Genomic DNA, 20,643 nt, shown 5'->3' on the forward strand with positions numbered 1-20,643 from the left:
CGGTTTCGATGTCCGCCTCGTTCATGCGGTCGAGATCGCGGATCCCGAGCGATGCCGTGATGACACTGGCTGTCGTGCAGGCGATTCCGTTGGTCGTGAACAGTCGATTGTACGGCGCCCAGCGGCCGGTGAGCCGATCGGTGAGCTCGGCACGAATCTGATTGCCCAGATCGGAACCCTTCACTACCTCGCCGCCGTAGTGGAACTCGTCCTCGGCGTGGAGCGTCGCGAAGTGGATCAGCTCGAAGGTGAGCTCGTCGTGGTTCTGCAACGCGTGCACGAGTGACGCCGGGTCGACGCCGTGATCGCGCGACAGCGTCATCGTGAGCCGAAGGAATTCGGTGTTCCCCATGACGAGTGCGTGTTGGTACGCAGGGCGATTGATGAAGTCGTACGACAAGTCGGCGCCGTTGGCGCCCATGGCCTTGATGTCGTCGATGGTCAGGTTCAGCTCCTGGAAGGTGAACCCGCCCATCTTGCGAACCACACTGGCTATCAAGTGATTTGCGGCCTCGGACAAGGGATGGCCCTCGGACCAACCCGGACCCTCGGCACGCCGCTCGACGCCCAGGAAGCCGTTGGCGTCGAGACGAAGCGCGCCCGCGCCGAGATCGGCGATGGAGTGACAGGCGTCGCCGATCACCAAACGCATTCCGGCGAACGAAGGGTCGAGCCAGTTGATCGACGGTTGCCCCGCCTTGAAGTAGTGCAAGTAGACCCAGCGTCGTTCGACCCCGTCGATACCGATCACGGGAGCCGTTGCGCTCCAGTTGGTTTCCTTGACGCCGAGTTCGTAGAAGATGACGCGTTGGAGTTGCCCGATGATGTAGCCGGCACGCGCCAGATTTGCTTCGGCTTCGGCGTCGATGTTCTGTGAATCCGCGCCTGCGCGAACCCGGGGGAGCAGGTGCCAGTCCTCCGGTTCGATCTCGACCATGTGGTAGATGCCGGGATAGTCTGCGACGGCCATCTCGGCGAGGCGGAAGTCGGCGCCCTTGCCGGTGTGGCCGGGGACGATGTCGTCGATGACGATGCCGTCGTACGCAGCCGCGACGACGCACAGGCGTCGGAACTCTTCCTCGGATCCGAACGCGGGGTCGATCTGCATCCCGATTCGGTCGAAGTGACCGTCGACGGATGGCGTCGGACGCCAGCCGTGAATGCCGCCCGCAACCTTGACCGGTCCGGTGTGGACCGCGGTGATGCCGATGTCGGAGAACGCTTGCCACAGCGCTTCGTCGCCGAGTGTGCTGAGGAAACTAGTGCGCGGCGCATTGATCACAGAGATGGGATACGCGGTGAACCAGACAGGGGCTCGCTCCACCGCGCCGCGCGGATTCGGGTCGGCGTACGGGTTCTGCCACATGCTCCCCTTGCCGGAGAGCTGTTCGGCGATGAGCTTGGCGTCGCGCAACATCGACTGCTCGGCCAGCCACTCGACGTATTCGGGGTTGGCAGCCGACGGGTCGCCGTCCTGCGGGGTCGCGCCGTTTCGATCGGCTCGTCGCACGGACGGGCGCAGTGGTCGCGGCCGTGCTGGATAGAACTTCTCGTCGTAGGTGATCTCGCTCGGTTCGTGCTGCACTTCGGGATCCATGTGCCTCTTCTCGCCTCGCTTTACTTGAACCCTACGGAGGGACCGTGCTCTCTGCAGTGTTGGGGCATCCCCCGAAGATCCGACGACGAAACCTGTACGGAAAGTGAATTACACCGTTGTGATCCGAGACCGACGGAGTATCCGAACGTGTCCGGATCGAGACTGCCCGGTATGGAATGTCCGATTGAAATGAGTAATAGTTAGACGCAACAACAACCCCTTCAGTCACAGGAGTAACACATGCGTCGCTTCGCCCGCACCACTGTCTTGGCCTCGACGGCCGCGATCGCCGCCGCTGTCGGTGCGGTCGCCCTCGCACCCATGGCGTCGGCTCAGGAGGATCCGGCTCCCATGCCCTTCGGGTCGTCCGCCGCCCAGTCGCCCGACCTCGTCGTCACCATCGCCGCGATCTGCGACCCGCGCGACGGGGATCTCGGCGGCGATGTCGCTGCTCTGCAGATCGACGTCGACAATGTCGGCACGGGCGACGCCTCCAACGTCGCCACCAACTTCGCGGTTCTCCCCGGCGCGCCCGGAGTCATGAACGAGAAGGTCATCAAGGCGGGCGAAGGGGTCACCTACACGATCCCCAGCGCAGACGAGGTATGGCAGTCGCGTCCGAGTGGCGCAGCCGTGTTCTCGCCGCAGCTCGATGCCAACTACCCCGACAACGTCGCGTTCGGCCTCCTGAGTGTCAATTGCGAGCCGGAGGACGTGCCCGAGGGCGAGTAACCCCAGATCGGTCCCACCAACTGCGCCGCGACGAGCATCTGCCGTCGCGGCGCAGTGCTGTGTCGTTGGGGGCCTCCGGCCCCAGTGGCGCGGTTGAGTGCACCCCAGTGCACTTTTTCGTGCCACTGGAGGCGACGCCGACCCCCCGGGAACAAATCCGCGAAACCCTCCGTTGAGGAGTTCGACAGCCTTGAGTGGATGAGGCTCAAGTCCGAGTTGACAGAAGTTCGAAATGTCTTGCAGACTTGAGTGCAGTTCGCTCAGCTAGGGACTTACCAAGCAACAAACAGGAGGAAACACTATGGCTCGTGCGGTCGGTATCGACCTCGGGACCACCAACTCGGTCGTGTCCGTCCTCGAGGGCGGCGAGCCGGTTGTGGTCGCCAACTCCGAGGGATCACGCACCACCCCGTCGATCGTCGCTTTCGCCAAGAACGGCGAAGTGCTGGTCGGCCAGCCCGCGAAGAACCAGGCGGTTACCAACGTCGACCGCACCATCCGATCCGTGAAGCGCCACATCGGCACGGATTGGAACGTGGAGATCGACGGTAAGAAGTACACGCCACAGGAGATCAGCGCGCGCACGCTGCAGAAGCTGAAGCGCGACGCCGAGGCCTACCTGGGCGAGGAAATCACCGACGCGGTCATCACCGTGCCTGCCTACTTCGAGGACGCACAGCGTCAGGCCACCAAGGAAGCCGGCCAGATCGCCGGCCTCAACGTCCTGCGCATCGTCAACGAGCCCACCGCGGCTGCTCTCGCATACGGCCTGGACAAGGGCGACAGCGAGCAGACCATCCTGGTCTTCGACCTCGGTGGCGGCACGTTCGACGTGTCCCTTCTGGAAATCGGCGACGGTGTCGTCGAGGTCCGTGCGACGTCGGGTGACAACCACCTGGGCGGCGACGACTGGGACGAGCGCATCGTGACCTGGCTCGTCGACAAGTTCAAGGCTCAGAACGGCATCGATCTGACCAAGGACAAGATGGCCCTGCAGCGTCTTCGTGAGGCTGCCGAGAAGGCGAAGATCGAACTGTCCTCCGGGCAGAGCACCTCGATCAACCTTCCGTACATCACGGTCGACGGCGACAAGAACCCGCTGTTCCTCGACGAGCAGCTTTCCCGCTCCGAGTTCCAGAAGATCACCTCCGACCTGCTCGACCGCACCCGCGCGCCGTTCCAGGCAGTGGTCAAGGACTCCGGCATCGCCGTCAAGGACATCGACCACGTCGTGCTCGTCGGCGGTTCGACGCGTATGCCTGCTGTCTCCGAATTGGTCAAGGAACTCTCCGGTGGACGCGAGCCCAACAAGGGCGTCAACCCGGACGAGGTCGTGGCCGTCGGTGCTGCACTGCAGGCCGGCGTGCTCAAGGGTGAGGTCAAGGACGTTCTGCTCCTCGACGTCACACCGCTGTCCCTCGGCATCGAGACCAAGGGTGGCGTGATGACCAAGCTCATCGAGCGCAACACCACCATCCCGACCAAGCGTTCCGAGACCTTCACCACCGCTGACGACAATCAGCCTTCGGTGCAGATCCAGGTCTTCCAGGGCGAGCGCGAGATCGCCTCGCACAACAAGCTCCTCGGCTCCTTCGAGCTGACCGAGCTGCCGCCTGCTCCTCGCGGCGTCCCGCAGATCGAGGTCACCTTCGACATCGACGCCAACGGCATCGTGCACGTCACGGCCAAGGACAAGGGCACCGGCAAGGAAAACACGATCAAGATCCAGGACGGCTCCGGCTTGTCCAAGGAAGAGATCGATCGCATGGTCGCCGACGCGGAAGCTCACGCAGACGAGGACAAGGCTCGTCGCGAAGAGGCCGAGGTCCGCAACCAGGCGGAATCCCTCGTCCACCAGACGGAGAAGTTCGTCAAGGACAACGAGGACAAGGTCGACGCAGAGCTCAAGGGACGCGTCGAGTCGGCCATCGAAGAGGCCAAGTCGGCTCTCGCGGGCAGCGACATCTCGGCAGTGAAGACCGCCGTCGAGAAGCTCTCGACCGAGTCGCAGGCACTCGGCACCGCCATCTACGAGGCTCAGGCCAAGGAGCAGGGCGGCGCAGAAGGTGGCGCTCAGTCAGCTGACGACGGGGTGGTCGACGCAGAAGTTGTCGACGAGCCCGCCGACGACACGGACAAGAAGTGACCTCGGACAATACCGAGCAAGAACCGGTCACTTTCGTGGACAAGCGAAAGATCGATCCCGAGACCGGTGCAGCACGGGAAGGTGACGCAGTTCCGGAGCCCCTTGCGGGCACCGGGGCTGCGCCCCAGCCCGGCTCGGTGCACGAAGAGGGATTCGATGTAGTGCCAGTCGAAGGTGAAGTCGAGGAAGATCCGCGTGACACGCAGGTTCTCGAGCTCACCGCTGATCTGCAGCGAGTATCGGCCGAGTACGCCAACTACCGGCGTCGCACCGATCGCGAGAAGCAGTCCGGTGCCGAGAACGCGAAAGCGTCTGTCATCTCTCAGCTGCTTCCTGTGCTCGACGACCTGGAGCGGGCCCGCCAGCACGGCGATCTCGAAACCGGTCCACTCAAGGCTGTGGCAGACAAGTTGGCAGGGGTGTTCTCGAACATCGGACTGAGCACGTTCGGAGCCGAGGGTGACGCCTTCGACCCCGCCATCCACGAGGCCGTCTCCCATGAGGGCGACGGCAGCAGCCCCGTCGTCGGAACGCTGATGCGTCCGGGCTACAAGCTCGGTGAGCGTGTTCTGCGGACCGCGATGGTCGGCGTCGTAGATGATGCTGGACAAGAGTCGGGTGCCGATGCACCCGACGAGAAGTAAACAGAAATAGCGTGAGAGGAGGAAACGCCCGGTGAGCCAGCGGGAGTGGATCGAGAAGGACTTCTACAAGGAGCTGGGCGTTTCCTCCAGCGCAACTGCAGACGAGATCAAGAAGGCCTACCGAAAGTTGGCGAGGGACAACCATCCTGACGCCAACCCTGGCAATGCTTCCGCCGAAGAGAAGTTCAAAGCTGTCAGCGAGGCCCACGCGGTCCTCGCCGACCCCGCCAAGCGCGCGGAATACGACGAAGCGAGACGGCTCTTCGCGTCCGGCGGCTTCGGTCGCCAGGGCGGTGGATTCAACCCCAACGCAGGCGGATTCGGTGGCGGCGGTCAAACGTTCGACGTCGGCGATATCTTCGGTCAGGGCGGCGGCGACGGCGGCATCGGGGACCTGTTCGGTGGCCTGTTCAATCGCGGCGGAACGCAGCAGCGCCCCGCGGGCACCAGGCCGCGCCGCGGCAGCGACGTCGAAACCGAGACAACACTCGGCTTCCGCGAAGCCACGCAAGGTGTGACGGTTCCGCTCAGGCTCACCAGCCCGTCGTCGTGCACGACGTGCCACGGCAGCGGAGCGAAGCCGGGAACCAGCCCCCGTGTGTGCCCTAGGTGCAACGGCGCCGGCGTCGTCAACCGCAACCAGGGTGCGTTCGGCTTCAGTGAGCCGTGCGACGACTGCCGCGGAACCGGATCCATCATCGACGACCCGTGCGCGGATTGCCGTGGCACCGGCGTGCAGAACCGCACCCGCACCATCACCGTTCGAGTGCCACCAGGCGTGTCCGACGGCCAGAAGATCCGGCTTGCAGGTCAAGGCGAAGCCGGACTGCGCGGCGCCCCGTCGGGCGACCTCTACGTCACCGTTCGGGTTCGACCCGACAAAGTGTTCGGCCGTACTGGCGACGACCTCACGGTCACCGTCCCGGTCAGCTACGGCGAGCTGGTACTCGGAACGACTCTGTCGGTTCCGACGCTCGACGGACGAGTCGGCGTGAAGGTTCCGCCCGGCACCGTGGACGGACGAGTCCTACGAGTCCGCGGTCGTGGCGTGCCGAAGAAGACCGGCAACCCCGGTGACCTGATGGTCACTGTCAAGGTCGCGGTCCCTCAGAAGCTCGACGATCCCGCAACCGACGCACTGAAGACGTATCTGGCAGCGGAGAAGGCCAGCGGATTCGATCCGCGGGCGGGATGGGCAGGTGCATGATGACGGTGCCGCCTGGACCCCCTCCTCCTCAGGGTGATCCCGACGCGCAGGTTTTCGTCATCTCCGTCGCCGCCCAGCTGGCGGGGATGCACGCTCAGACCTTGCGAACCTACGACCGACTCGGATTGGTAACGCCGCACCGCACCACCGGTGGTGGACGTCGGTACTCGCCGCGAGACGTCGCCCTGCTCCGCGAGGTTCAGCGGCTGTCGCAGGACGAAGGCGTCAACCTCGCGGGCATCAAGCGCATCATCGAACTGTCCAACCAGGTCGAGGCACTGCAAGCCCGGGTGGGTGAGCTCGCGCAGGAGCTGGCGAACGTGCACGCGAGCTATCGCCGCGATCTCGTGCCGGTTCAGCGCAACGCCCTGGTCGTCTGGAAGCCGCGCAACCAGCGCTGACCTGCGGTCGGAGTTCGGCTGCTGGAAGGTGCGCGTTCAGCCCGGAAGTGACCGAATGAGCCGTTCGCTCACCTTGGGTGTCGGTCCGCGCAGGTTCCAGCGAGCGCGCAAGTTGCAACGCGTGCCTGGGCTGGAAGGTGCGCGTTCAGCCCCGGAAGTGACCGAATGAGCCGTTCGGTCCGAAAATGCGAGGGCCCAGCCCCCGAACTCACGAGAACGGGCAGCCCCCCGAACCCCTGGCGACGAAGTTCGGCCTGATGTCCATGTCCGGCGGATCGTAGAGCCTGTGGAACGTCGGAGTGATTCCCGACGACATCGGCGGATTCACCCATGACCAATCCGTTGGGCATTGTCGTCCGGCCTGCGCCTCGCGATCGACATGGTCGACGAACTGTTTTGCGACGGTGTGGTGGTCCACCATGTATGCCCCCGCCTCACGGAAGCTGTGGATGACCGCGCGGTTGAGCTCGACGAGCGCGCGATCTTTCCAGAGTGTGCGGTCGGAGCTCATGTCGAGCCGGAGCTTCTTCGCGATGGTCGGCAGCATGTCGTACCGGTCGGTGTCACTGAAGTTTCGTGCGCCGACTTCGGTGTTGACGTACCACCCGTTGAACGGCGCGCACGGATACCGAACGCCACCGATCTCCAGGTCCATGTTGGAGACTGCGGGGACCGCGTGCCACTTGAGCCCGAGGCCCGCGAACCACCGGTAGTTCGGATGCTCCAGCGCAACCTCCATCACCAGGTCACGCGGTACCTCGAACCACTGGATCGGCTCGTCGGGTGTCGAGATCAACAGCGGCAGGACGTCGAAGGGTGTGCCCTCGCCGCGCCACCCCAGTCGCGAGGCGAGCTCGGTGAGCTCGATGTGCGCGGGATCGCCGACGACGGTGCCGTCCGCGCCCCGGTATCCGGCGTACCGGATCAGCTGCGGACTGATGATTCGATACTCGCGCCCGTCGGGCAACGGCGTCGGGCCCACTGTGACGATGGACTGCAGTGCGCCACCGTTGGTCGCGACGCGTAAGTGTTCGAAGCAGGCTTCGGCGATCTCCTCGGCGGTGGTGGCGTGACGCGCATCGAGCAGCTTGAGCGTGCGCCAGTGTTTGCGTCCGACGCATCGTGCGTGGTTTCGCCAGGCGATCTTTGCGCCGATCAGAATTTCCTCGGCTGACTGGACGTAGGTTCCGGTGGCTCGGAGTTCGGCCAATGCCTGCGTCGCGCGCTCGGCGGGGAGGTGGCGCAGCTCCGGTAGGTCGAAGAATTCGCGGCATTCGGCGAGTCTCCGGGCGAGGAGGGAGTCGTCTATTTCTGGTTCGTCCAAGCCCACCCCGACAGTGAGAGTCACGATTCGTCTTACCCCGTTTCGATTCGATCGACGCTGCGAATCCTAGGGCCTCGGACAACCGGTGGAAAGGCCTGAATGTGGATGCGAGCCAATCGGTTTCGATCTGGTGGTTGGTTATACCGTCCATTTCGGGCAGTTCGACGGTTACTGCAGGTGAATCCGACGATGGAATTCCGTCGATGCGTCAATGCGCGGTGACTGGGCTAGACTCCCTGGCAATTACAGCGACTGCCGTGGACGGTGCCCGCGTGTAGCTGTCGAACACCTTCCGTCACACGTACGCGAGCTGAAGGCTGCTTGGCCTGAAGGTGGATAGGGGTTTCGAGAGATGGATGCTCGAGCAATTTCGCTTGTGCGAACGACGTTCAAAGCCGTCGCGGCGGTGGAGGGTGGACCGGAGAAGCTGACGCGGTCCTTCTACGCAATTCTGTTCGCCCGAAATCCCGCTGTCCGTGACTTCTTTCCAGCCTCGATGCAAACGCAGCGCGACAAGCTCGTGACGGCCATCGCATATGCAATCGATCAGCTGGAAGATCTCGATCGGCTGCTTCCATTTCTCGCGCAATTGGGGCGGGACCATCGCAAGTACGGCGTCGTCGACGCTCACTATTCGGCGGTCGGAGACGCTCTCATTACTGCTCTCGAGCAGTTCGCAGGCAACGAAATCTGGACCGAGGAGGTCGACGCTGCCTGGCGCGACGTCATCTCGGTCATGGCCGGAACGATGATCGAAGCCGCCGAGGCCGACGATGGGCCTCCGGTCTGGCATGGGACGGTCGTCGATCACATTCGAGTGGTCGACGATGTCTCGGTCATCAGGTTGAAGCTCGACCAGCCGTTGGACTACAGCGCAGGTCAGTATGTGAGCGTGTCCATTCCGAGCAGACCTCGCATGTGGAGATATCTGTCGCCCGCTATTCCGGCGAACGCGGCAGGCGAAATCGAGTTCCACATACGACGAGTATCCGGCGGCTGGGTCAGCCCGGCATTGGTCGCAAGCACAGCGGTGGGTGATCGGTGGACTGTCGGATCCCCGTTGGGCACCATGACGCGGCACACCGCAGGTGGTCGGGACCGGCTGCTGATCGCGTCGGGCACCGGCATCGCACCGCTGCGAGCCCAGCTGATGGAGATGGCGAGCCGAACACACAACCCCCGTGTGCATGTGTTCTACGGTGGCCGCTACCCGTGTGACCTGTACGACCTGCCGATCCTTCAGCAGATCGCCTCGACCAATCCGTGGTTGTCGGTCGTCGGGATCGTCGAAGAGGAAACCGACCCCTGGTGGTACGACGGTCCGCAGTATCCGACCAATCCGGGTGGCTCGTCGCCGATCGTCGGACAGATCGGCAAGGTCGTCGCCGAGTTCGGCCGGTGGACCGACCGCGACATCCAGATCGTGGGCTCGCCGTCGATGATCAACACCACCAAGTTTCGGCTGCAAGGGGCAGGTGTCGATCTCTCGACGGTCCGTCACGACCCCTGGTGATCACGGGCCCCTGACCTTGCCGCCTGGTCGGTGAAGCCGCCAGCGCCACATATCCTGGAGTCCATGCAGACGTGGAACGCCGAGGTGGTGCAATACCACCGACTGCGCAACGACCTGGCCGTGATTCGACTCGTCGGAGATGCGATCCCGTTCTCGGCCGGCCAGTCGCTCGAGGTCACCGTTCCGCAGAACGCACGCCTGCGCCGTCGGTACTCGCCTGCGCTGCCACCCTCTCTCGACGGCAAGCTCGAATTTCACGTCAGAGCGGTGCCTGCCGGTTGGGTGAGCGGATCGATCGTCAACGAGACCCGGCCGGGAGATATCTGGCAGTTGAGCAACCCCGCCGGTGCGCTTCGGATCGACGACTCGGGACGTGACGTCATCATGGTTGCAGGTGGAACTGGGCTGGCGCCGATGCGGTCCCTCATCCTTGATCTGACGCGACGCGAGTCACCGCCGTCGGTCACGTTGTTCGTCGGTGGCAGATCACCACGTGACCTCTATGCCGCCGATCTGCTGTGGATCTTGGCCTCCGAGTTGCCGTGGTTGACGGTGATCCCCGTAGTCGATCAGCTTTCCGATCCGTGGGCACCGGATCGTTGGCACGACACCATTCGCAGTGAGATCGACGGTGCCTCAGGAGTTTTCGGGCCGGAGCATTGCTGGGAAGGGAGCTTGGCCGACGTGATGAGCGTGCAGGAGCCGTTCACCGATCACCAGGTTCTGGTGTGCGGCTCGCCTGGGATGGAGGCTGCGACGGTTGCCGCCCTCGTCGGCAACGGGACCCCGATCGAGGTGATCGTGCGCTGACGTTCGAGGACTACCGCCCTTCGAACGTCGGCTTTCTCTTCTCGGCGAACGCGCGCGGCCCCTCTTTCGCGTCGTTGCTCTTGAAGACTGCGACACCGAGTTCGGCGTCGATCTGGAAAGCTGACTCCTCGTGCATGCCCTCGGTGTCGCGGATGGTTTTCAGGATCGCCTGCACTGCGAGTGGACCGTTCGCGGCAATCTGCTCGGCCAGTTCCAGTGCCTTCTCGAGCGCTTGTCCGTCGGGCACAACGTGTCCGATCAATCCGATGCGCAAAGCCTCGTCGGCTCGGATGTGCCTGCCCGTCAGCAGGATATCGGCCGCGATGGTGTACGGAATCTGCCGGACGAGCCGCACGGCTGATCCGCCCAGTGGGAAGAGTCCCCACTTGGCCTCGGACACTCCGAACTTTGCACTCTCTCCGGCGACGCGGATGTCGGTGCCCTGAAGAATCTCGGTACCGCCAGCGATCGCGGGTCCTTCCACTGCCGCGATCAGTGGCTTGGTGAGCCTGCGGCCCTTCAGTAGGGCCTCGATCTTGGACATGTCCCATCCGCCCGAGGAGAAACTGTCACCCGGGTGCGTGGACGTCATCGCTTTCAGGTCCGCACCCGCACAGAATGCTCCGCCGGCGCCGGTGAGGATCGCGACTCTGATGTCGGGATCGGCATCGACCTGGTCCCAGGCGTCGCGCATGATTGCCATCATTTCGCCGGAGAGCGCGTTGCGGGCCTCGGGACGATTCATCGTCACGATAAGAACGTGGCCACGCTTCTCGACGAGCGCGTGTGCTGATTTCGCAGATGTTTCCGGTGCGATCGAGGACACTGTTCGGTACTCCCACTCTATGTGACCTGCGTCTCCAACTGGCTATTGCCAGAAACGATAACACGTTCTATTTTTGACACGTGGCCCTCAACATCGCAGACCTCGTGGAACATGCAATAGACCTGGTACCCGACCGGGTCGCACTGGTGTGTGGTGATCGCGAGATCACCTACGCGCAGATGGAAGATCGAACCAACAGACTGGCGCACTACCTGCAGAAACAGGGGGTGAAGCCGGGCGACAAGGTGGGTGTGTACAGCCGGAACGGCATCGAGACGATCGAGTCGATGATCGCGGTGTTCAAGATCCGCGGTGTCGTCGTGAACGTCAACTACCGCTACATCGAGAACGAGTTGCAGTACATCTTCCAGAATTCGGACATGGTTGCCCTGATTCACGAGGCGCGCTACTCCGACAAAGTCGCCGCGGTCCTGCCGTCGTGCCCGCTTCTGAAGACGACGGTGGTGATCGACGGGGGGGACGGCCAAGTCTCCTACGAAGACGCTCTTGCCGAGTCCTCCCCGGAGCGCGACTTCGGCGAACGTAGCCCGGACGACATCTACATGCTCTACACCGGCGGCACCACGGGCAGTCCCAAGGGCGTGATGTGGCGTCACGAGGACGTCTGGCGGGTACTCGGTGGCGGCATCAATTTCATGACGGGTGAGTACGTCGAGGACGAATGGGATCTGGCGAAGATGGGTGCCGAGAACCCCGTCATGACTCGGATGCCGATCCCGCCGATGATCCACGGCGGTGCGCAGTGGGCAACGTTCCAAAGCCTGTTCGGCGGTGGACGGACCGTGCTGCATCCGGACTTCGACGGCCACGCCATCTGGCAGCTTGTCGATCGTCACGGTGTCAATCTCATCTTCATCACCGGCGACGCCATGGCCAGACCGATGCTCGACGCGCTGATCGAGGGCAATCCCGACGGGACGCCCTACGATCTCTCGACGCTCTACCTGATGGCGAGCAGTGCGGCGTTGTTCTCGCCGAGTATCAAGGAGAAGTTCCTCGAACTGCTGCCCAACCGCATGCTGACCGATTCGATCGGTTCGTCGGAGACCGGATTCGGCGGACTCAGCATCGTCGCGAAGGGAACCGAGCACACCGGCGGACCGCGAGTGAAGATCGACGCCTCGACCGCGGTTCTCGGCGCCGACGGGCATCCCGTCGAACCAGGTTCCGGCAGAACAGGTTTGCTTGCTCGTCACGGCCATATTCCGATCGGATATTACAAGGACGAGGTCAAGAGCGCGGCGACGTTCAAGGAGATCCACGGAGTCCGGTACTCGATTCCCGGCGACTATGCGCAGGTCGAGGAGGACGGCACCGTGACGATGCTCGGGCGCGGGTCCGTCTCGATCAACACCGGGGGCGAGAAGGTGTTCCCCGAAGAGGTCGAGGGTGCGCTCAAATCGCACCCCGAGGTGTTCGACGCAATCGTCGTCGGTGTCCCCGACGAGCGCCTCGGGCACAAGGTTGCCGCGGTGGTTCAAGCGCGAAGCTCCACTCGCCCTTCGCTCGCGGAGCTCGATGCGTGTGCTCGGAAAGAGATTGCGGGCTACAAGGTCCCGCGCGCGGTGTGGTTCGTCGACGAGATCAAGCGTTCCCCGGCAGGTAAACCGGACTATCGATGGGCGGTGGGCCAAACCGAGCTCAGACCCGCCGACGAGGTCAACTCCTCGCACCTGTCCGAGAAGGTGCGTTGATGCGCACCGATCTCAGCGAGAAGTTCGGCATCGAGTATCCGATCTTCGGCTTCACCCCGTCCGAACATGTTGCGGCAGCGATCAGTCGGGCGGGAGGGCTCGGTGTGCTGGGGTGTGTTCGCTTCAACGACGCCGAGGATCTCGACGCCGTGCTGACGTGGATGGACGAGAACACCGACGGCAAGCCGTACGGTGTCGACATCGTCATGCCGGCCAAGGTGCCCACAGAGGGTGCATCGGTGGACCTGAACGAGTTGATCCCTGCGGAGCATCGAGCGTTCATCGACAGGACGCTCGAACAGCTGGGTGTCCCGCCCCTCGGCGACGACGCTGCACGGAACGAGGGTGTGCTCGGATGGCTCCATTCGGTCGCGCGATCACACGTCGACGTCGCGTTGCGGCACCGAATCGCGTTGATAGCCAACGCACTCGGCTCTCCTCCGAACGACGTCGTGGTGCAGGCACACGAGCGCGACGTGCCGGTTGCCGCTCTCGCGGGAACTGCGGAACATGCGCGCAGGCATGTGGAGAACGGCGTCGACATCGTCATCGCTCAAGGGTATGAAGCAGGGGGTCATACCGGTGAGATCGCGTCGATGGTGCTGCTTCCGGAAATCGTCGACGCCGTAGCCGGGCGCGCGAGTGTCCTGGCCGCAGGTGGGATCGGTAGCGGGCGACAGGTGGCAGCTGCCCTCGCCCTCGGCGCAGACGGCGTGTGGATGGGGTCGACGTGGCTGACAGCGGCGGAGTATCGACTCGGTGCACGGCACGAGGGCAAACCGTCGGCGATGCAGGAAGCGCTGTTGACGGCGACCTCGAGCGACACCGTGCGCACGCGTATCTATTCGGGCAAGCCGGCACGGCTCCTCCGAACGAAGTGGACCGACGCCTGGGACAAGCCCGACGCACCGAAACCACTGCCCATGCCGCTGCAGAACATCTTGGTCAGTGAGGCGCACCAGCGGATCAACGAGGCCGAGAATCCCGAGGTCGTGGCGATGCCCGTCGGCCAGATCGTGGGTCGGATGAACCAGATCCTCCCGGTCGCGGACATCGTCGCCGAGCTCGTCGCAGGGTACGAGAGTGCGGTCGACAGGCTCGTCGAGCTGCGGTGGAGCTGGTCGGTCGACACGTAAGACTAAGCTGCTCCACGAGCACGAGTCGACGAGTCGAATGGAGACGATCAGTGGCTTCCGAGATCGCAGTAGGCGACCTGGTTCAGGCGAGCGGTCATGCCGGGCCGTGGAAGGTGCTCGAGATACGCCAGGGTCTCGCGTTGCTCGAGCACCTCGACGGCCACCGATTGTCCGTTCGGACGACGACGCTGTCCGTGGTCCGCAAGGCATCGCCCGTCGACGCTGCAAAGCCTGCCGTCGACGAGCCCGAATCGCCGACCCTGTTCGACTAGCGGTTCTTGTACATTCGCCGCTGTATTTTCGACAACTTCTTGGCTTCGGCGAGTCGGCGACTGTTGGCGCGCGCATCATGCCGCGTCGTTGCCCAGTAGTTCTCCCGCTGTAACCGCTGGTAGTTGGCGATTCTCCGGGGGTCGACGTTCTCCTGGACAGCGCACCCGGGCTCGCTGGTGTGTGCGCAGTCGTCGAAGCGGCAGTGTTGCGCCAGTGCTTCGATATCCGAGAACGTCTGCTGCAAGCCCTCTTCCGAAGATACGAGCCCGACCGAACGCAGTCCCGGGGTATCGATGACGGTCATCCCCGGGGTCGCCAGCGGTATCAACTCGCGCCGGACCGTGACGTGTCGCCCCTTCGAATCGGCCTCTCGGACAGTGCCGGTGTCGAGCGCGTGTTCGCCGATCAGAACGTTGGCGAGGGTGGACTTGCCCGACCCGGACGGCCCGATCAGGGCGACCGTCCCCGCGAGACTGTCTGTGAAGCAGTCCATTCCCGAACCGGTCTGCGAGCTCACCGCGAGTGCTGCCACGCCCGGAGCGGCAGATCGGACGGCATCGAGCCGGCTGTCGTTGTCGATGCCCCTGTCGCACTTGGTGACGACGACGACAGGTGTTGCGCCGCTGTCCCAAGCGAGGGCCACATAACGTTCGACGCGACCGAGATCGAGATCGGTGTCGGCCGCCACGGTGACGACAACCGTGTCGACATTGGATGCAAGTGTCTGGGGGGTCGAGGTGGTTCCCGCCGACGCCCGGACGATCGCTGTTCGACGCGGAAGTACCGCCGAAATCGTGTCGGAGTCGACGAGAACCCAGTCGCCGGTGCACACATCGTGTCGGCCGGATCGGGCGCGGACGATGCCGTGGGCGGTGGCGACCCCGCAGGCGCCGCGATCGACCACCGTCACACGGCCGGGTTCGCCGGGCGAGTCGAGCGCCTGGTAGAGGTCGTGCCAGTGGGAGTTGTAGCCGTAGGAGTCGAGAGACATGAGGGTGAGCCTTTCGAAGGGCCGACCCGCGGTGTACAGGTCAGCCAGGAACGTGGACAGGAGGGGCCGTACGCCGAATGGGCATGGTGACCTCCTGAAGTTCGATTCGAAGTGCTGACTCGACAAGACGCTATCAGCGCCCGGGATGGGTGCCAATCGATTTTTCGAGATGCTGACGGTCCAGCTCGGAGAGTCTCCGATACGGGCCGGCCGGCTCCGTCGACATCCACACTGGATCGGGAGTGTTCCACCGCTGTCGCTGTAGCTCTCGCGTGAGCACCTTGTGGGTGGCGGTTCTGGGGAGTTCCGTGCAGATCCGGATCAGCTCGGGTCGTGCGCGCCTCGCCAGGTCGGGCTGCCTCGCCAGAAACTCCACCACGTCGGCGACGGCATCGGCGTGTTCGGTGACGATCGCCGCCATGACTCTGTCGCCCGGTCCGCGTGCAGGCACCCCGTACACGCTAGCCGCATGAATCCCGCTATGACGCAGAAGTATCCGCTCGATCGGTGCGGACGCGAGGTTCTCCCCGCCGACTCGCATCCACCCGGTGGACCTACCGGCGAAGTACACGAAACCGTCGGCGTCCTGATAGGCCAGATCGCCGCTCCAGTACATCCCGCCGCGCATGCGGTCGGCATCGGCGTCCTCGTCGTCGTAGTAGCCGCAGAACATTCCGCGACCGGCGGTGTTGACGAGCTCGCCGACGGCGGTTTCTTCGTTGGTGAGGCGTCCGCCATCGAATTGCGCTACGGCGCACTCATTGCCCGATGCATCGAGAATCTTCACGTCCTCCGGCATCGGCCCCAGTGCGGTCGGCGGTGTGTCCGGAGTCCGCGCTATCGAGATCCCTCCCTCGGAGGATCCGAAGCCGTCCACGACCGTCACCGCGAACCTGTCTGCGAACTGTGCGGCCGCACCGGGCGTCGCTTCGTTGCCGTAGACCACGCGCAGAGGATTGTCGCGGTCGTCCGGCCGCGGGGGCGTCGCCAGAACGTACGACAGGGGAGTGCCGACGTAGTTGGCGTAGGTTGCCCCGAACCGGCGGACGTCGGGAAGAAACCCCGACGCCGAGAACGTCTTTCGTAGAGCGAGATTCGCGCCCGCGGCCAAAGCGACGGCCCAGCCTGCCATGATCGCGTTCGAATGAAACAGCGGCATCGAGACATAGACGGTGTCGGAGGGGCCGAGCTGAAACCTCGACGCCAACATGATTCCGGGAGTGACGACCTTGTCGTGGGTACACCGGACGGCTTTCGGCTCGCCGGACGTTCCCGAGGTGAAGACGAGCATGAACAGGTCCTGCGGGTCGGGCTCGCCAAGAGGTTCGCCCAGTTCGATATCGGCGATGTTCATGGCGTCCGGTACCAGATGGATGTGCTCGGAGTCGGTGAGGATCAGCTGACAGTGGGTCCGCCGGGCATCGTCGACGATCGACGGCCCCGACCGCGTCGAGTTGAGTCCGACAAGCACGAAGCCGCCGAGGGCAGCCGCGCCGAGCAGGTAAGAGAACTCGGGAACGTTGGCGAGCAACACACCGACGTGGGGTGGCGCGTCGGCGTCGAGCATGCCTTCGATGTACGCGGCCCAGCGTCGTGACTCCGTCACGTGCTCCGCCCAGGTGATGTGCTGATCTGCGAACAGCAGCGCCGTCATCGAGTCGTTTTCGCGTGCGAGGAGCAGATCGGTGACGGTCTCCATCACGCCGGGACGGACGCTAGCGTCGCACCGAGTCGTCCGAGTTGCGCTGTGGCGCTGCCGTATGCGAATTCAGCGCGCTTGGCGGCCAGGAAGTATCGATGGACCGGATGATCTCGATCGAGGCCGACGCCGCCGTGGATGTGCACCAGCGTGTGCGCAACTCGATGGCCGGCGTCGGCAGCCCAGAACTTGGCGACGGCAACCTCGTCGTCGCCCTGCCTGCCTGCGGACAGGCCCCAGGCCGCCTTCCACAGGGTCAGTCGCGCACCCTTGACGTCGATGTAGGCGTCGGCCAACCGCTGCGCCACGGCCTGGAAGCTTCCGATCGGCTTTCCGAACTGCACCCGTTCGCGCGCGTATTCGGCGGTGACCTTCAGCGATTCCTCCAGGACTCCGAGCTGGTAGGCGCAGGTTCCCAGCAATATCCGAGCCCTGATCCATCGTGCGACGTCGCTGCTGACGAGCCGTCGGTTCGGTTCGAGAGCAACGGAGTTCAAATCGATGAGCCCGAGGCTGCGATTGTCGACGCCGTGCTGCGGCGTGACGGTGACCCCGGGGTCGTCGGCGCGAACGAGGAATACCCCGCCGGTGGTGGTCACGACGAATCCATCTGCGACAGTGGCGCTGTCGACGGACATCTTGGTGCCCGTCACCGTCCATCCGGTGGCTGTTTCCTCGGCCCGGGTAAGGGGATCGAGCAAGTCCTCGCCCTGTTCCTCTTCGAGGGCAAGAGTGAGTATCGACGATCCGGCTACAGCCGGCGCTGCCCAGTCCGCCGTCTGCTGCGCCGTCCCGAATTCGGCCACTGCGGCCGCGGCAGTCGAGCTCACGACGAACGGCACCGCTGCGAGACCTCGGCCCAGCTCGACGGCAATCGACGTCGATTCGAGAACGCCGAATCCGTCACCGCCGACGGACTCGGGTGCCGCGGCTGCCAGCAGCCCGCCGGCAGCCAGCGCGCTCCACAGAGTCCTGTCGATCGTATCGGGGGTCGAATCGAGTTGTCGTTGAACGTCGTTGGTGCTGTACTTCGCGACGAGGTCGCGGGTGAGGCCGGCGAGATCGCGTTGGGCCTCGGTCGTCGTGAAATCCATGGTCTCATTCTTTCTGGAGTCAGCGAGCCTTCGGAGTCAGCGAGCCGAGGCCGGCAGGCCGAGTGCGGTCATACCGATGATGTCGCGCTGCACCTCGTTGGTGCCGCCGCCGAACGTGAGGATCAGCGAGGAGCGGTGCAGGCGTTCGAGTCTGCCGTGCAGCTGTGCGCCGGGCGAACCTTGGCGAAGGGTAGCGGCGGGACCGAGGATTTCCATCATGGTGCGGTACGCCTCGGTGGCGAGTTCGGTGCCGTACACCTTGTTGGCCGACGCGTCCGCTGGTCCGGGAGCGGATGTGGCACTCGCGAGTTCCCAGTTCTGAAGCTCGAGGTAGGACACCTTGGCGTGCACCCGTGCGAGGGCGATCTGGACCCACTCCTGGTCGATGACTCTGGTGCCGTCCGGCCGCTTGGTGTTCTGGGCCCACATCCGGGTTTCGCGAAGCGACGCGACCAGCGGCCCGGCGGAGGTGAGCGCGACGCGTTCGTGGTTGAGCTGGTTGGTGATCAGCGACCACCCACGATTCTCCTCGCCGACGAGTGCACTCGTCGGCACGCGCACGTCCTGGTAGTAGGTGGCGCTGGTGTCGGGACCGGCCATGGTGTGGACCGGGGTCCAAGAAAACCCGTCGGCGTCGGTAGGGACGATCAGCATGCTGATGCCGCGGTGCTTCTTCGCATCCTGATCCGTGCGGCACGCGAGCCATACGTAGTCGGCGTACTGGATGAGCGAGGTCCACATCTTCTGCCCGTTGATCACGAAGTCGTCGCCGTCGCGCACCGCGGTGGTGCGGAGGGAGGCGAGGTCGGTGCCGGCTTCGGGTTCGGAATAGCCGATGGAGAAGTGCAGCTCGCCCGCCGCGATGCGGGGGAGGAAGAACGACTTCTGTTCCTCGGTCCCGAAAGCCATGATCGTCGGTGCCACGCTGTTGATCGTCAGGAATGGGACCGGTGCGCCCGCGATGGCCGCCTCGTCGGTGAAGATCAGCTGCTCCATGGCCGAGCGGGCTTGCCCCCCGAACTCCTCTGGCCAGCCGAGAGCGAGCCAACCGTCCTTGCCCATCTGGTGGACGACGTCCCGGTAGACCGTGCCCTCGCCGTATTCGCCCGAGGTGGAGCTCAGTGCTTCGCGACGCTCCGGAGTGATCAGGGTCGCGAAGTAGGTGCGGAGTTCCTCTTGGAGCGCGGTCTGCTCCTGGGTGTATGCGATATGCATGCCATACCTCTTTTCGGTGCTGGGCAAATCATTGCACACGAGGTGTAACAGGTTCTAGTCTTGAGTGAGGGCGCGGCTCCGCCGCACTGGCGTGGTTATGTGCATCCTGGTGTACTTAACCGTGCCACTGGCGGCGGAGCCGCCCTACGGAAACGGCGGCAGAACCGCCCTACGGAAGGAGCGAACATGGTCGAGGTCGATTTCGATCTCTGCGAGTCCAACGGCGTCTGCGTCGGTGCAGCTCCCGACGTGTTCGATCTGAACGAGCGCGACGAGCTGATCGTGTCGGACGCGGCGGCCGAGCTGCCCGAGAACAAGGATGCGATCGAGGAGGCCATTGCCGGCTGCCCGCGCGCGGCGATTCGGTGGCGGACCTAGGCACCTTGCCAAGAATGAGAACACGTTCTACATTTTGACCGTGAGCGACGAACAGATACGACTTGACGGGCGGGTTGCGCTCGTCACCGGTGCGGCATCGGGGCTAGGGCGGGCGGAAGCGATCGGGCTCGCGCAGTCGGGTGCGAGCGCCGTGCTCGGAGACATCGCCCCGGGACCGGCCGTCGACGAAGCCATCGATCTGGTGAAACAGGCCGGAGGCGAGGTCGCGTTCGTCGCGGGCGACATCGGTGAACGATCGACCGCGGACGCCATGTTCAGCGTCGCGCAGGAAAAATTCGGGCGCGTGGACATCGTCGTGAACAACGCCGGGATCGTCCGAGATCGCATGCTGTTCAACATGTCCGACGAGGACTGGGATGCTGTGATCAAGGTGCACCTCCGGGGGCACTTCCTGATGACCCGCAATGCGGGCGCCTACTGGCGGGCTCGGTCCAAGGCCGCGGACGGTCCGGTCTATGGCCGAATCGTGAACACATCCTCCGAGGCGGGACTTCTCGGGCCGGAAGGGCAGGCGAACTACGGAGCGGCGAAAGCCGGCATCACCGCGCTGACATTGTCGGCATCACGCGCACTCGCGCGATACGGCGTGCGCGCCAACGCAATTTGCCCTAGGGCGCGAACCTCGATGACCGAGTCGGTCTTCGGATCGGCGCCCAGCGACGGCCTCGATCCGCTGTCGCCCGAACACGTCGCCACCCTGGTCCGCTACTTGTCCGCCCCGTCGTCCGACAGTGTCAACGGGCAGGTCTTCGTCGTCTACGGTCCGATGGTTGCACTCATGGCGGCACCGACGGTCGAGGCGCGTTTCGACGCCGTCGACGGGGCCTGGACTCCGGAAAATCTGGCCGAGCAGCTGGGTTCGCACTTCTCCGGACGTGATCCGTCGAGGACGTTCTCTGCCTCTGCCGCGCTCGATCTCGG

The 20,643-nt window shown here is 64.3% G+C and carries 19 protein-coding genes; 12 read left to right on the forward strand and 7 right to left on the reverse strand.

Annotated features, from left to right (window positions below; translation table 11 throughout):
- The coding region (locus A2J03_RS10260; protein ID WP_068372997.1) for a trehalose synthase at nt 1–1,597 on the reverse strand (1,597 nt) is incomplete at its 3' end.
- Between the two features lie 240 nt (nt 1,598–1,837).
- Here A2J03_RS10260 and A2J03_RS10265 point away from each other — a divergent pair.
- The 5 genes from A2J03_RS10265 to A2J03_RS10285 all read left to right on the forward strand — a co-directional run bounded on the left by A2J03_RS10265 (nt 1,838) and on the right by A2J03_RS10285 (nt 6,727).
- A complete protein-coding gene (locus A2J03_RS10265; RefSeq protein ID WP_068373000.1) occupies nt 1,838–2,329 on the forward strand; it encodes a Pro-kumamolisin, activation domain family protein in 492 nt (163 codons plus the stop codon).
- A 301-nt stretch (nt 2,330–2,630) separates the two neighbouring features.
- Nucleotides 2,631–4,475 carry a molecular chaperone DnaK gene (gene dnaK / locus A2J03_RS10270; RefSeq protein ID WP_068373003.1) on the forward strand — a complete coding sequence of 615 codons (1,845 nt, stop codon included), beginning with the start codon at nt 2,631–2,633 and terminating at the stop codon, nt 4,473–4,475.
- Nucleotides 4,472–5,119, forward strand: a complete 648-nt coding sequence (grpE, locus tag A2J03_RS10275) for a nucleotide exchange factor GrpE (RefSeq protein WP_068373006.1) — start codon at nt 4,472–4,474, stop codon at nt 5,117–5,119. The genes dnaK and grpE overlap by 4 nt, the downstream gene beginning before the upstream one ends.
- Before the next feature lie 31 nt (nt 5,120–5,150).
- Nucleotides 5,151–6,326: a molecular chaperone DnaJ gene (dnaJ, locus tag A2J03_RS10280; RefSeq protein WP_068373009.1), complete on the forward strand. Its 1,176-nt coding sequence runs from the start codon at nt 5,151–5,153 to the stop codon at nt 6,324–6,326.
- A complete protein-coding gene (locus A2J03_RS10285) occupies nt 6,326–6,727 on the forward strand; it encodes a heat shock protein transcriptional repressor HspR (protein WP_156520309.1) in 402 nt (133 codons plus the stop codon). Before dnaJ ends, A2J03_RS10285 begins: the two co-directional genes overlap by 1 nt.
- Nucleotides 6,728–6,935: 208 nt before the next feature.
- On the opposite strand, the gene A2J03_RS10290 is transcribed toward A2J03_RS10285, so the two are convergent.
- Nucleotides 6,936–8,075, reverse strand: coding sequence for a nitric oxide synthase oxygenase (locus A2J03_RS10290; protein WP_231912478.1), 1,140 nt, complete (start codon nt 8,073–8,075; stop codon nt 6,936–6,938).
- A 328-nt stretch (nt 8,076–8,403) separates the two neighbouring features.
- Between A2J03_RS10290 and A2J03_RS10295 the strand changes: the two genes are divergently transcribed.
- Together A2J03_RS10295 and A2J03_RS10300 are read left to right on the forward strand one after the other, a co-directional pair.
- Entirely contained in the window at nt 8,404–9,564 is a 1,161-nt protein-coding gene (locus tag A2J03_RS10295; RefSeq protein ID WP_068373018.1) for a globin domain-containing protein, read from the forward strand.
- Nucleotides 9,565–9,627: 63 nt separating this feature from the next.
- Nucleotides 9,628–10,374, forward strand: a complete 747-nt coding sequence (locus A2J03_RS10300; protein WP_068373021.1) for an FAD-binding oxidoreductase — start codon at nt 9,628–9,630, stop codon at nt 10,372–10,374.
- A 10-nt stretch (nt 10,375–10,384) separates the two neighbouring features.
- Here the strand turns inward: A2J03_RS10300 and A2J03_RS10305 are convergent, their stop codons facing one another.
- On the reverse strand, nt 10,385–11,200 hold the full coding sequence (locus A2J03_RS10305) for a crotonase/enoyl-CoA hydratase family protein (RefSeq protein ID WP_068373024.1): 816 nt from the start codon (nt 11,198–11,200) through the stop codon (nt 10,385–10,387).
- A gap of 80 nt (nt 11,201–11,280) precedes the next feature.
- Here A2J03_RS10305 and A2J03_RS10310 point away from each other — a divergent pair, with 80 nt between their 5' ends.
- The 3 genes from A2J03_RS10310 to A2J03_RS10320 are packed head-to-tail and all read left to right on the forward strand — an operon-like array spanning nt 11,281 to nt 14,323.
- Nucleotides 11,281–12,915: an acyl-CoA synthetase gene (locus tag A2J03_RS10310; protein ID WP_068373027.1), complete on the forward strand. Its 1,635-nt coding sequence runs from the start codon at nt 11,281–11,283 to the stop codon at nt 12,913–12,915.
- Nucleotides 12,915–14,051, forward strand: a complete 1,137-nt coding sequence (locus tag A2J03_RS10315; RefSeq protein WP_068373030.1) for an NAD(P)H-dependent flavin oxidoreductase — start codon at nt 12,915–12,917, stop codon at nt 14,049–14,051. Before A2J03_RS10310 ends, A2J03_RS10315 begins: the two co-directional genes overlap by 1 nt.
- A 50-nt stretch (nt 14,052–14,101) precedes the next feature.
- Nucleotides 14,102–14,323 (forward strand): hypothetical protein, encoded by a 222-nt coding sequence (locus A2J03_RS10320; RefSeq protein WP_068373033.1) that lies wholly within the window; start codon nt 14,102–14,104, stop codon nt 14,321–14,323.
- Here the strand turns inward: A2J03_RS10320 and rsgA are convergent.
- From rsgA to A2J03_RS10340, 4 genes are all read right to left on the reverse strand, one after another.
- A complete protein-coding gene (rsgA, locus tag A2J03_RS10325) occupies nt 14,320–15,315 on the reverse strand; it encodes a ribosome small subunit-dependent GTPase A (RefSeq protein WP_068373036.1) in 996 nt (331 codons plus the stop codon). The genes A2J03_RS10320 and rsgA overlap by 4 nt on opposite strands.
- A 133-nt stretch (nt 15,316–15,448) precedes the next feature.
- The gene (locus A2J03_RS10330) at nt 15,449–17,014 is read right to left on the reverse strand and encodes an AMP-binding protein (protein WP_068373040.1); all 1,566 of its coding nucleotides are present in this window, start codon (nt 17,012–17,014) and stop codon (nt 15,449–15,451) included.
- Nucleotides 17,014–18,108 (reverse strand): acyl-CoA dehydrogenase family protein, encoded by a 1,095-nt coding sequence (locus A2J03_RS10335; protein ID WP_068373043.1) that lies wholly within the window; start codon nt 18,106–18,108, stop codon nt 17,014–17,016. Before A2J03_RS10335 ends, A2J03_RS10330 begins: the two co-directional genes overlap by 1 nt.
- A 36-nt stretch (nt 18,109–18,144) precedes the next feature.
- Nucleotides 18,145–19,323, reverse strand: a complete 1,179-nt coding sequence (locus A2J03_RS10340; RefSeq protein ID WP_068373046.1) for an acyl-CoA dehydrogenase family protein — start codon at nt 19,321–19,323, stop codon at nt 18,145–18,147.
- Between the two features lie 186 nt (nt 19,324–19,509).
- On the opposite strand from A2J03_RS10340, the gene A2J03_RS10345 reads away from it, so the two are divergent.
- Nucleotides 19,510–19,701 (forward strand): ferredoxin, encoded by a 192-nt coding sequence (locus A2J03_RS10345; RefSeq protein ID WP_068373049.1) that lies wholly within the window; start codon nt 19,510–19,512, stop codon nt 19,699–19,701.
- Nucleotides 19,702–19,732: 31 nt separating this feature from the next.
- A partial coding sequence (locus A2J03_RS10350) for a 3-oxoacyl-ACP reductase (RefSeq protein WP_231912480.1) occupies nt 19,733–20,643 on the forward strand: 911 nt, incomplete at its 3' end.

It is taken from the genome of Rhodococcus sp. EPR-157, from assembly GCF_001647195.1.
In the GTDB taxonomy this organism is placed as follows: Bacteria; Actinomycetota; Actinomycetes; order Mycobacteriales; family Mycobacteriaceae; genus Rhodococcoides.